Below are 11609 nucleotides of genomic sequence, written 5' to 3'. Positions count from 1 at the left end.
CCGGGCTCGTCGGGCTCATGAGGCCGGCAGCCCCTCGAGCCGCGCCGTGACCCGCTCGATCTCGGCGACGGCGGACTCCCGCCGGGCCCGGATCCCGTCGACGACCTGCGCCGGGGCCTTCTCGGTGAACTTGGGGTTCCCGAGCTTCTTCTCGGCCTGCTCCAGCTCCTTCCGGGCGGCGGCGAGGTCGCGCCCGAGCCGGGCCCGCTCGGCGGCGACGTCGATCGCCCCGGACGTGTCGAGCTCGACGTGGACGGAGTCCCCACCGAGGGCGACCTCGACCGTGGCGGTCGGCGCGAAGTCCTCCCCGGGCGCGTCGAGACGGGTCAGGAAGCGGACCGCCTTCTCGTGCCCGGCCAGCCCCGCGGTCTCCAGCCCGGCCAGCGCCGCCGCGACCGACCTGCGGTCGGGCAGGCCCTGCTCGGTCCGGAACCGGCGGACCTCCGTGATCAGCTTCTGCAGCGCCTCGACGCGGGCGACCGCGGCGGCGTCGGCCGGCAGCCCGGTGTCCTCGCCCGGCCAGGCCGCGGTCACGACCGTCTCGCCGCCGGTCAGCCCGGTCCACAGGGCCTCGGTGACGAACGGGACGATCGGGTGCAGCATCCGCAGCAGCGCGTCGAACAGGTGTCCCAGGACGGCCCGGGTGCCCTCCGCCGTGGCCGGGTCGTCGAGCTGTGGTTTGGCCAGCTCGAGGTACCAGTCGCACAGCTCGTCCCACGTGAAGTGGTAGAGCCCCTCGGTGGCCTTGGCGAACTGGAAGTCCTCGAGCAGCGCGTCCGTCTGCTCGCGGACCTCGCGCAGCCGGCCGAGGATCCAGCGGTCCGCGTCCGTCGGCTCGGTGGGCAGCGGCAGTGCCGGGTCGGCGCCGTTGGCCGACGCGAACCGGACGGCGTTCCACAGCTTGGTGGTGAAGTTGCGGGAGCCGGCGACCCACTCCGTGGACAGCGACATGTCCGTGCCCGGGTTGGACCCGCGGGCGATCGTGAAGCGCAGCGCATCGGCACCGTAGGCGTCGATCAGCTCGAGCGGGTCGATGACGTTGCCCTTGGACTTCGACATCTTCTTGCCGTGCTCGTCCCGGATGAGCCCGTGCAGGTAGACGTGCTCGAAGGGCGCGCGGCCCATGGCGTAGGTGCCGAACATCATCATCCGGACGACCCAGAAGAACAGGATGTCGTAGCCCGTGACCAGGACGGAGTTCGGGTAGTAGCGCTCGAGGTCCGGGGTCTCCTCCGGCCAGCCGAGCGTGGAGAACGGCCACAGGCCCGAGGAGAACCAGGTGTCGAGGACGTCCTCGTCCTGGCGCCACCCCTCGCCGGTCGGCGGCTCCTCGTCCGGCCCGACGCACACCATCTCACCCGCGGGGCCGTACCAGACCGGGATCCGGTGGCCCCACCACAGCTGCCGGGAGATGCACCAGTCGTGCATGTTGTCGACCCAGTCGAAGAACCGGGAGGACATCTCCGGCGGGTGGATCCGGGTCTCGCCGGAACGGACGGCGTCTCCCGCCGCCTTGGCGAGGGTCTCGACCCGGACGAACCACTGCAGCGACAGCCGCGGCTCGACGACGACGCCGGTGCGCGAGTCGTGTCCGACGGAATGGACGTAGGGCCGCTTCTCGGCGACGATCCGCCCCTCCGCGCGCAGCTCCTCGGTGATCGCCCGGCGGGCCTCGAAGCGGTCCAGCCCGTCGAACCTCGTGCCCGAGTTCGCGATGACCCCGGACTCGTCCATGATCGTGGGCATCGGCAGGTCGTGCCGGCGGCCCATCTCGAAGTCGTTGGGATCGTGCGCCGGGGTGATCTTGACGGCGCCGGAACCGAACTCGGGGTCGACGTAGGGATCCGCGACGACCGGGATGTCCCGGCCCGTGATCGGCATCCGGATGGTCTTCCCGACCAGGTGGGTGTAGCGCTCGTCCTCGGGGTGGACGGCGATCGCGGTGTCGCCCAGCATGGTCTCGACGCGCGTGGTGGCGACGACGATCGAGTCCTCCCCGTCCCCGTACCGCATGGAGACGAGCTCGCCCTCGACCTCCTTGTGGTCGACCTCGATGTCCGAGATGGCGCTCTGCAGCGCGGGCGACCAGTTGACCAGGCGCTCGGCGCGGTAGATCAGCCCCTCGTCGAACATCTTCTTGAAGACCGCCCGGACGGCGCGGGAGAGCCCCTCGTCGAGCGTGAACCGCTCGCGGGTCCAGTCGACCCCGTCCCCCAGGCGCGTCATCTGGCCCAGGATCGAGCCGCCCGACTCGGCCTTCCACGCCCAGACGCGCCGGACGAACTCCTCGCGGCCCAGGTCGCGGCGGCCCGGCTCGCCGGCCTCGGCCAGCCGCCGCTCGACGACGCTCTGGGTGGCGATCCCCGCGTGGTCCATGCCCGGCAGCCACAGCGCGTCGTGCCCCTGCATGCGGCGGCGCCGGGTGAGCACGTCGATCAGCGTGTGGTCCATGGCGTGCCCGAGGTGCAGGCTGCCCGTGACGTTCGGCGGCGGGATGACGATGCAGTACGGCGGCCTGCCCGACGCCGGGTCCGCCTCGAAGTAGCCGCGGTCGACCCAGCGCTGGTACAGGACGCCCTCCACCTCCGCCGGGTTCCACTTCGGCGGGAGGGAGGCGGTGCGCGCTGGGAGGGTCTCGGTCACGTCGTCAAGTCTACGAGCCGGGTACGACACCTTTCCGGGGGTGGGGCGCGCCCGGCCGGCGCCGCCGCCGTGCCCTGCCCGCGATCCCGCTCACCGCCCCCGCACGGGCAGGAACACGACGTGCAGGTGGTCGAACCCGAGCACCGGTGCGAGCGCGCGGTCACGGACCAGGCCGGGGTCGAGCGCCCGGACGGTGCCGCTGCCGGGCTCGTAGACCCGCCAGGTGCCGTCGTCGGCGATCCGCAGGGCGAGGCAGTAGTGCCGGGGCACGAGCGAGCCGACGAGCAGCGGGACCGGCCGGCGCGCGGCGAGAGCGGCCTCGACCTCGCGCACGGCGGTGTCGACGTCGGACGGCGAGGCGTCGTCGACGAACCGGATGCGGTACCGGCCCGCCCCCGGGGCGTTGGCGTGCAGCCAGCCCAGGAACCCCCACGGCGTGGTGCCCAGGGCCTGCGGCCAGAGCCGGTTGCTCGCGGCGTGGATCGCGCGCTGCCGGTCGTCGAAGCGGGCCGCGAACCCGCGCACCGCCCCGCTCGCGTCCGTACCGCGCAGCTCCAACCGCTCGAGTTCGGCGGGATCGGCCCAGGTCGCGAGGGCCAGGAGCACAGCACTGCCGCAGGTGGTGCCGTCCACCTGGTCCAGCCGAGCACCGGCGTGGCGCTGCTCCCCCAGCGCCTCGCCGATCAGCGGCCGGCGCTCGCCGGAAAGGACCTTCACGGCGGCGACGGGCACCGGCACCGGCCGCGAGACCAGCCGCTGCGCCGCCCGCCCGATCGCCGACACCGTCCGCACGCGGCCACGGTAGCGAGGGGCGGGGCCGCCCGACGAGCGAACGGGTCCGCCGCGGGGCGCCGGTGGCCGCGACGCCGCTGAGCTGCTCATCCGGGGCGAGGCCTGCAGACCCCGCCCGCCGAACTAGCGTGGGCGCCATGAGCGCGGAGCTGACCCCGGAGATCGTCGAGTTCCTCAACCACGGCACCCGCACCGGGATGCTCGCCTGGACGGCGACGGACGGCCGCCCGCTGGCCGCCCCGGTCTGGTTCCTGGTCGAGGACGGCACGCTGATCTTCAACACCGGTAGGGACACGGCGAAGGGCCGGGCCCTCGCCCGCGACCCGCGGGTCGCGCTGGCGGTCGACCTGCCGGCACCGCCCTACGCGTTCGTGCAGGTCCAGGGGGTGGCGGAGACGAGCGAGGACCCCGCCGAGCTGCTCCGGACCGCCACCGCACTGGGCGGGCGCTACATGGGCGCCGACCGCGCGGAGGAGTTCGGGAAGCGCAACGGGGTCCCCGGGGAACTCCTGGTCCGGGTGCGCCCGACGAAGGTCCTGGCGCACCTGGACATGACCGCCTGACCGGTCAGCCGCGGTTGTCCGGGTCGTTCGACGGTACCCCGCGCTCGGCCTCGGCATCCCAGCCCTCGGCGAGGGCGGAGATCTTCTGCGCGTAGTCCGCGGCGGCGACCTGCGGCTCCTGCGCCCGGCCCGCCGCGACGCCGAGGAGGAACGCCGTGACCGGTGCGGCCGGGCGGCTCACGGCGTGCGCGACGTCCGACGTCAGGTCGAGCACCGCGTTCACGCTCTTCTCGCTGTCCACCTGGCCCTCGAGCCCCAGCTCGCGGGTCACGGCGGTGATCCACTCCGACATGGCCTTCGCGTCGTCACTCACGGCGGGAAGGTACCCCGGGGGCGCGCCGCCGAACCCCGGCGGAGACCAGCGCGGGGATCGTCGGCAGCCGCGCGATCGGGCCGTACGTGCGGGAGATGGTCGTGCCCCGATGACGTCCGACCTTCGCCGCGGCGGACCGGCCACACCTGGGGTGCCGGGCGCGCGTGTGGTGGAGTGGGCGGGTGAGTGCACCGCTGAGCGGCATCCGCGTGGTGTCCTTCGACCACGCCGTGTCCGTGCCCTACGCCGGGCGACTGCTCGCCGACCTCGGCGCCGAGGTCGTCAAGGTCGAGCGACCTGGCGGGGGCGACTTCGCCCGGGGCTACGACACGGCCTGCGGTGACGTCTCCTCCTACTTCGCGTGGATCAACCGCGGCAAGCGCTCCGTGGTGCTCGACCTCAAGTCCGCCGACGGGCTCGCGGCGGCGCACCGGCTCGTCGACACCGCCGACGTCGTGCTGGCCAACCTCGGTCCCGGCGCCACCGCCCGGCTCGGGCTCGACGGCGACACCCTGCGCGGCCGCCGGCCCTCGCTGATCACCTGCGAACTCTCCGGCTACGGCGAGGGCGGGCCCTCCGCGGGGCGGAAGGCGTACGACGCGTTGATCCAGTCCGAGGCGGGCCTGCTCGAGCTGACCGGCGAGGGCGACGTGACGGCCCGGACGGGCATCTCGGTGGCCGACATCGCAGCCGGGGTGCAGGTCCAGTCCGCGGTGCTCGCGGCGCTGTTCCACCGCGAGCGCACGGGCGAGGGGGCGACGCTGCGGATCTCGCTGCTCGAGGCCCTCACGGAGTGGATGCACCAGCCGATGTTGTACGCGCTGGGCACCGGCCGGGCCCCGGTCCGGTCCGGCGGGCACCACCCCTCGATCGCGCCGTACGGGCCCTTCCCGTGCGCCGACGGCGCGGTGCACCTGGCGGTGCAGAACGAGCGGGAGTGGTTGCGGCTGTGCACCACGGTGCTGGGCGACCCCGCGCTCGCCGTCGACGAGCGGTTCGCCTCGGTGCGGGCGCGGGTCGAGCACCGCGACGAGCTGCACGCCCTGCTGCACACCCGCTTCGCCGAGCTGACCCGGGAGCGGCTCGGCGCGCTGCTCGACGAGGCCGACATCGCCTGGTCCGCGGTCGGGCACGTCGCCGAGCTGCCCCGGCACCCCCAGCTGGTCGCCCGCGCCCGCTTCGTCCCGGTGCCGGTGCCCGGCGGCGAGGTGGTGCCGATGGCCGTCCCGCCCGTCGACTCCAGCGCCTGGCCCCCGCCGCTCGACGCCGAGGTCCCGGCCCTGGGCGCCCACACCGCCGAGGTCCTCGGCGAGCTGGGCTACACCGCCGAGGAGATCGAGAAGCTCGACACCTGAGCGCGGCTCCATGATCGACGAGAGTGTGCGAAGACGCTCGCCTCGACAGCCCTCGCCGCACACTCATAGCGATCAAGGCGGGACTCAGCCGGTTTGATCGCCGCGAGCGTGACCTGACGGTCGGCTCGACGATCCTCCGGTCACCCCGGCGACGATCATGGTCAGCGGGCCGCCGACCGTCGATGATCGCTGCGAGCGTGCGAAGACGGTCGCCTCGACAGCCCTCACCGCAGGTTGACGACGATCATGATCGTCGGCCGCCGCCAAGATCGCCGCACGTGCGCAGGGGCGGTCGCCTCGACAGCCCTCACGGCACCCCGAGACCGATCATGCGAACCCCCGAGAACGCGGAACGCCCGCCCTCGACCAGAGGGCGGGCGTTCGCGGAAGGTCGCTCAGGCGGAGCGTTCGCCCCGCTCCCGGCGCTGCGGGCGCCGCGGCACGATCGTCGGGTTGACGTTCTCCTTCACCGTCTCCTCGGTCACGACCACCTTCGCCACGTCGGTGCGGCTCGGGATGTCGTACATGACGGGGAGGAGCACCTCCTCCATGATCGCGCGAAGGCCGCGGGCACCGGTACCGCGCAGGATCGCCTGGTCGGCGACCGCCTCGAGCGCGTCGTCGGTGAACTCGAGCTCGACGCCGTCCATCTCGAAGAGCTTGCGGTACTGCTTGACCAGCGCGTTGCGCGGCTCGGTGAGGATCTTGACCAGGGCGTCCTTGTCGAGCGAGGTCACCGAGGCGACGACCGGGAGCCGGCCGATGAACTCGGGGATCAGCCCGAACTTGATCAGGTCCTCGGGCATGGTGTCGGCGAAGCTCTCGGAGCTGTCCAGGTCCGACTTGGAGCGGATCTCCGCGCCGAAGCCCAGCCCGCGCCGCCCGACCCGGTCCGAGATGATCTTCTCCAGGCCGGCGAACGCGCCCGCCACGATGAACAGCACGTTCGTCGTGTCGATCTGGATGAACTCCTGGTGCGGGTGCTTGCGCCCGCCCTGCGGCGGCACCGAGGCCGTGGTGCCCTCGAGGATCTTCAGCAGCGCCTGCTGCACGCCCTCACCGGAGACGTCCCGCGTGATCGACGGGTTCTCCGACTTGCGGGCGATCTTGTCGACCTCGTCGATGTAGATGATCCCGGTCTCGGCCCGCTTGACGTCGTAGTCCGCCGCCTGGATGAGCTTGAGCAGGATGTTCTCGACGTCCTCGCCGACGTACCCCGCCTCGGTCAGCGCCGTGGCGTCCGCGATCGCGAACGGCACGTTCAGCAGCTTGGCGAGGGTCTGCGCGAGGTAGGTCTTGCCGCAGCCGGTCGGACCGAGCATGAGGATGTTCGACTTCGCCAGCTCGACGCCGTCGCCGTCGCCCCGGGTCCGGTCGCCCGCCTGAATGCGCTTGTAGTGGTTGTAGACCGCCACCGACAGCGTGCGCTTGGTGGTGGCCTGCCCGACGACGTACTGGTCGAGGAACTCGTGGATCTCGGCGGGCTTCGGCAGCTCGTCGAGCTTCACGTCGCCGGTCTCGGCGAGCTCCTCCTCGATGATCTCGTTGCAGAGATCGATGCACTCGTCGCAGATGTAGACGCCGGGCCCGGCGATGAGCTTCTTGACCTGCTTCTGACTCTTCCCGCAGAAAGAGCACTTGAGCAGGTCACCGCCGTCACCGATGCGTGCCATGAGTGCAGCCCCAGTCCCATCCGGTACGCCCTCGTCCGGGTGTACCCACGTCGTCATGACGGTACCTGCCGGAGCCCCTCGCTGCGACGGATCGCAACGACCTGTCGGGGTCGGTTCGGCAGGCGGTCGTTCTGCGTTCGTCCTGCAACAGCCGCCGGCGGACCGGCGTGCCGCCGGAACCGCCGCCGCGCGACGGCCCCGGCGCCACCGATGACACTCAGCCGACCGCGGAGAGCTTCCGGCTCTGGATGATCTCGTCGACGATCCCGTACTCCTTGGCCTCCTCGGCCGTGAGGATCCGGTCCCGCTCGATGTCGTCGTGCACCTGGTCCGGGGTGCGCCCGCTGTGCCGCGCGAGCGTGGTCTCCAGCAGCTTGCGCATGCGGGAGATCTCGGCGGCCTGGATCTCCAGGTCGGACACCTGGCCGTAGAAGCCCTCGGTGGCTGGCTGGTGGATCAGGATCCGGGCGTTCTGCACCGCGAGGCGCCGCCCCGGGGTGCCTGCCGCCAGCAGCACCGCCGCGGCCGAGGCCGCCTGCCCGAGGCAGACGGTCTGGATGTCCGGGCGGATGAACTGCATGGTGTCGTAGATCGCCATCAGCGAGGTGAACGACCCGCCGGGCGAGTTGATGTACATCGAGATCTCGCGGTCGGGGTCCGCGGACTCGAGACAGAGCAGCTGCGCCATGACGTCGTTCGCCGAGGCGTCGTCGATCTGCACCCCGAGGAAGATGATGCGCTCCTCGAAGAGCTTGTTGTACGGGTTCGACTCCTTGACCCCGTAGCTCGTGCGCTCCACGAAGGACGGCAGCACGTACCGGCTCTGGGCCGACGACGGCGCGCCGCCGCCCGGCATCTGGAAACCACTCACGCGGAGCTCCCGTTCTCGGTCGCCTGCGGGAGGTCGCCCGCCCGCTGGATCACCTGGTCGACGAAGCCGTACTCCTTGGCCTCCTCCGCCGAGAACCAGCGGTCGCGGTCGAAGTCCCGGATGATCTTCTCGACGGGCTGGCCGGTGTGCCCGGCGATCAGCTCCGCCATCTCCTGCTTGTGCCGGCGGAACAGCTCGGCCTGGATCCGGATGTCCGACTCGGAGCCGCCGACCCCGGCCGACGGCTGGTGCATCAGGATCTGGCAGTGCGGCAGCGCGAAGCGCTTGCCCGGGGTGCCCGCGGAGAGCAGGAACTGCCCCATCGACGCGGCCAGGCCCATCGCGTAGGTGGCGACGTCGCAGGGGATGAACTCCATCGTGTCGAAGATGGCCATCCCCGCGGTGACCGAGCCACCCGGCGAGTTGATGTAGAGCGAGATGTCCGCCTCGGGGTCCTCCGCCGACAGCAGGAGCATCTGCGCGGCGATCCGGTTGGCGATGTCGTCGTCGACCTGCTGCCCGAGCACCACGATGCGCTGCTGCAGCAGCCGCTCGAACACCGAGTCGGACAGCGTCATGCTCGAGGGGGCCGAGCGCATCTGCAGCGCGCGGCGGTCCTCCACGAGGCGGTCCGCGGTCGACCGCGGGCCGGTGTCCTGCTGACTCACTTCACCCTGCCTTCTGCTGGCGTCACTCGGGGGTCGTCTTCTCCGGCGGGCCGCCGGGGGATCGTGTCCCGCCGGCGGCCCGTCCGTTGCTTCGAGCCCGACCCTACGCGGCCGCGGCACCCCGCGTCCGCGGACGGGGCGCGTGTTCGCCGACAGCGCAGCGACCACCCGTCCGTGCTGGTCAGGCGCGCGTGCTCACGCCTTGCCGGCGGCCGGGCCCGCGGCCTCGGTGCCCACCGCGGCGCCCGACGCGTCCTCGGCGGCCGGGGCCTCGACGACCTCGGCCTCGCCCGCGGCGGCCTCGTCGCCGGCGGTCCCCGCGGCGGCGTCGGCGGCGTCGGCGGCGGCCTCCGGGGCCTCCTCCACGTCCGCGGCGACGGCGGCGCCCTCCTCCGGGCCGAGCAGGTCGGACAGGTCGACCGGCTCGCCCGCGGCGTCGGTGACCGTGGCCGCGCGCACGGCGACGATCAGCGCCTTGCTCCGCCGGACATCCGAGTAGATCGCGCCGAGCTGGCCCGCCTGCTGGATGCGCTGGACGAACTCCTCGGGCGCCATGCCGTACTGCTGGGCCTGGTAGATGATCCGCTCGGTGAGCTCCTGGTCGCCGACCTGGACCTCCTCGGCGTCGGCCAGGGCGTCGAGCACGAGCCGCGTCTTGACCGACTTCTCGGCCTCGGCCCGGGTCTCGGTGTCGAACTCCTCGCGGGTCTTGCCCTGCTTCTCGAGGAACTCGTCGAACTGCTCGTCGCTGTGGTCGAACGCGTGCACCGCGTCGTGGTGCCGGGACTCGACCTCGGCCTCGACGATGCTCTCCGGCAGCGGGACCTCGGTGTGGTCGACGATCTCGTCGAGCACCTTGTCGCGGGCCTGCGTGACCTGCTCCATCCGGCGCACCCGGCCGAGCCGCTCCCGCAGGTCCGCGGTGAGCTCGTCGAGGGTGTCGAACTCGCTCGCCAGCTGGGCGAACTCGTCGTCGGCGTCGGGGAGCTGGCGCTCCTTGACCGCGGTGACCTTGACCGTGACCTCGGCGTCCCGGTCCGCGTACTCGCCGGCGACCAGCTTCGAGGTGAAGGTCTTCTCCTCGCCGGCGGACAGGCCGGTGATGGCCTCGTCGATGCCGTCGATCAGACCGCCCTGGCCGACCTGGTACGAGTACCCGGTCGTCGTGGCCTCCTCGATCTCCTTGCCGTCGACGGCGGCGGAGAGGTCGATCTGGACGAAGTCGTCCTCCTGCGCCGGGCGCTCGACGCCGGTCAGCGTGCCGAACCGGGCGCGCAGCTGGTCGAGCTGCTCGGTGACCTGCTCGTCGGTGACCTCGACGTCGTCGACCTGCACGGTGATGCCGTCCAGCTCGGGGAGCGCGATCTCCGGGCGGACGTCGACCTCGGCGGTGAACGCGACCTTGTCCCCGTCGGCGAGCTCGGTGACCTCGATGTTCGGCTGGCCGATCGGCTTGACGTCCTCGGCGGCCTGCACGGCCTCGCTGTACTTGGCCGGGACGGCGGCGTTGAGCACCTCGTCCAGGACGACCTCGCGGCCGAGCCGGGCGTCGAGGATCCGGGCCGGCGCCTTGCCCGGGCGGAAGCCCGGGATGCGGACCTGCTGCGCGATCTTCTTGTAGGCGCGGTCGAAGTCGGGCTTGAGCTCGTCGAACGGCACCTCGACTGTGAGCTTGACGCGTGTCGGGCCGATGTGCTCGACGGTGCTCTTCACGGTGGAACTCCTCGGACTGCGGTGTGGCTCTGCGGTGTGGCGGGCCCTGCTCGGTTCGTACCTCGGTGCCGGCGGCACGACGCCGCATCGACCGGGCCGGGAGGGGCGGTCACGTGCGCCGGGCACGTGTCCGGGCGAGTCTAGGCGAGACGCGTCCCGGCCGTTCCGGCCGGTCCGGGCCCTGCGACCGGACCGCTCCGATCACCTCCGGGATCCGTGGCGGGCGCCGCCCCGGCGGCGGGGACGAGGTCGGTGACGGTCACGTCGACCGGGCGCTCCCCCGCCACGCCCCGCACGAGCGCGGCGATCTCCTCGGCCAGCGCGGGCAACGAGGGCCCGGCCGGCCAGCGGACGACCACGGCGACCTCGACCGGCTCGTCCGGCCCGGTCCCCTCCTCCGCCCGCACCCCGACCACCCGCCGCCCGGGCAGGTAGGAGGCGACACTGCCGAACGGCCCGCCGTCCAGGCGCGCGACGGCCGGATGGCCCAGCACGGCGGCGGCGACGCGCTCCGGCAACGGTGCGGGCGGGCCGGCCACGCCGGCCCCGGTGGCGGCAGGGGGCACGGGGCCACGCTAGCGGCCACACGCGACGGCGGCGCCCCGGGAACCGGGACGCCGCCGTCGCGTCGGATCGGGGGCGGTCAGCGCTTGAAGACGTCCTTGACCTTCTCGCCGGCCTGCTTGACGTCCGAGCTCACCTGGTCGGTGCACCCCTCGGCCTCGAGCTGCTCGTCGTCGGTGGCGCGGCCGGTGGCCTCCTTGGCCTTGCCCGCCATCTCCTCGCCCTTGTTGTCCAGCTTGTCCTTCATGCTCATCGCGACACCTCCGGGACCCTCGCGCCCGGCGCGCGGCCGGCGGGTCCGGCCGCTAGCGTCGGGCTCGCGGAGCGGTTACCCCCGGCCCCCGCCCGGCATACGATGTCCGTGACCGACGTCACACGGTGCCGTCGGAGGCGTCAGGTGCGGTCGGGGGCGGGCGGACGGGACCGTGGTGCAGGCGATGCGGACGAGCAGGGT

Annotated in this window: 11 protein-coding genes; 2 read left to right on the top strand and 9 right to left on the bottom strand. The window is 72.7% G+C overall.

Annotated features, from left to right (window positions below; genetic code table 11):
* Positions 1-15: 15 nt before the first annotated feature.
* Both ACL02T_RS20785 and ACL02T_RS20780 read right to left on the bottom strand, forming a co-directional pair.
* Positions 16-2643, bottom strand: coding sequence for a valine--tRNA ligase (locus tag ACL02T_RS20785; protein WP_412832390.1), 2628 nt, complete (start codon positions 2641-2643; stop codon positions 16-18).
* Positions 2644-2733: 90 nt separating this feature from the next.
* The gene (locus tag ACL02T_RS20780) at positions 2734-3435 is read right to left on the bottom strand and encodes a hypothetical protein (RefSeq protein WP_412832389.1); all 702 of its coding nucleotides are present in this window, start codon (positions 3433-3435) and stop codon (positions 2734-2736) included.
* 137 nt (positions 3436-3572) lie between these two features.
* Here ACL02T_RS20780 and ACL02T_RS20775 point away from each other — a divergent pair, with 137 nt between their 5' ends.
* Entirely contained in the window at positions 3573-3998 is a 426-nt protein-coding gene (locus ACL02T_RS20775) for a PPOX class F420-dependent oxidoreductase (RefSeq protein ID WP_412832388.1), read from the top strand.
* Between the two features lie 4 nt (positions 3999-4002).
* On the opposite strand, the gene ACL02T_RS20770 is transcribed toward ACL02T_RS20775, so the two are convergent.
* Positions 4003-4311, bottom strand: coding sequence for a DUF6457 domain-containing protein (locus ACL02T_RS20770; RefSeq protein WP_412832387.1), 309 nt, complete (start codon positions 4309-4311; stop codon positions 4003-4005).
* Positions 4312-4493: 182 nt separating this feature from the next.
* Between ACL02T_RS20770 and ACL02T_RS20765 the strand changes: the two genes are divergently transcribed.
* Positions 4494-5666 carry a CaiB/BaiF CoA transferase family protein gene (locus tag ACL02T_RS20765; protein WP_412832386.1) on the top strand — a complete coding sequence of 391 codons (1173 nt, stop codon included), beginning with the start codon at positions 4494-4496 and terminating at the stop codon, positions 5664-5666.
* A 395-nt stretch (positions 5667-6061) separates the two neighbouring features.
* On the opposite strand, the gene clpX is transcribed toward ACL02T_RS20765, so the two are convergent.
* From clpX to ACL02T_RS20735, 6 genes are all read right to left on the bottom strand, one after another.
* On the bottom strand, positions 6062-7339 hold the full coding sequence (gene clpX / locus ACL02T_RS20760; protein ID WP_412832385.1) for an ATP-dependent Clp protease ATP-binding subunit ClpX: 1278 nt from the start codon (positions 7337-7339) through the stop codon (positions 6062-6064).
* Between the two features lie 217 nt (positions 7340-7556).
* Positions 7557-8210: an ATP-dependent Clp protease proteolytic subunit gene (locus ACL02T_RS20755; RefSeq protein WP_412832384.1), complete on the bottom strand. Its 654-nt coding sequence runs from the start codon at positions 8208-8210 to the stop codon at positions 7557-7559.
* A complete protein-coding gene (locus ACL02T_RS20750) occupies positions 8207-8809 on the bottom strand; it encodes an ATP-dependent Clp protease proteolytic subunit (RefSeq protein ID WP_412832500.1) in 603 nt (200 codons plus the stop codon). The genes ACL02T_RS20755 and ACL02T_RS20750 overlap by 4 nt, the downstream gene beginning before the upstream one ends.
* Positions 8810-9073: 264 nt before the next feature.
* Positions 9074-10591 (bottom strand): trigger factor, encoded by a 1518-nt coding sequence (gene tig / locus ACL02T_RS20745; RefSeq protein WP_412832383.1) that lies wholly within the window; start codon positions 10589-10591, stop codon positions 9074-9076.
* A 140-nt stretch (positions 10592-10731) separates the two neighbouring features.
* Positions 10732-11157, bottom strand: coding sequence for a hypothetical protein (locus ACL02T_RS20740; protein ID WP_412832382.1), 426 nt, complete (start codon positions 11155-11157; stop codon positions 10732-10734).
* A 77-nt stretch (positions 11158-11234) separates the two neighbouring features.
* Positions 11235-11402, bottom strand: coding sequence for a CsbD family protein (locus ACL02T_RS20735; protein ID WP_412832499.1), 168 nt, complete (start codon positions 11400-11402; stop codon positions 11235-11237).
* Positions 11403-11609: the final 207 nt, after the last annotated feature.

Origin of the sequence: Pseudonocardia oceanicola (assembly GCF_047200735.1) — a bacterium.
In the GTDB taxonomy this organism is placed as follows: Bacteria; Actinomycetota; Actinomycetes; order Mycobacteriales; family Pseudonocardiaceae; genus Pseudonocardia.
Note: the sequence above shows the minus strand (reverse complement) of the source record. Positions and strands in the feature narration are given on the sequence as shown.

What these genes read in the sequence shown, in the direction of transcription:
- ACL02T_RS20775 (WP_412832388.1), top strand. Translation starts at nt 3,573, where the DNA reads ATGAGCGCGGAGCTGACCCCGGAGATCGTCGAGTTCCTCAACCACGGC.
- ACL02T_RS20750 (WP_412832500.1), bottom strand. Translation starts at nt 8,809, where the DNA reads ATGCGCTCGGCCCCCTCGAGCATGACGCTGTCCGACTCGGTGTTCGAG.
- clpX (WP_412832385.1), bottom strand. Translation starts at nt 7,339, where the DNA reads ATGGCACGCATCGGTGACGGCGGTGACCTGCTCAAGTGCTCTTTCTGC.
- ACL02T_RS20735 (WP_412832499.1), bottom strand. Translation starts at nt 11,402, where the DNA reads ATGAAGGACAAGCTGGACAACAAGGGCGAGGAGATGGCGGGCAAGGCC.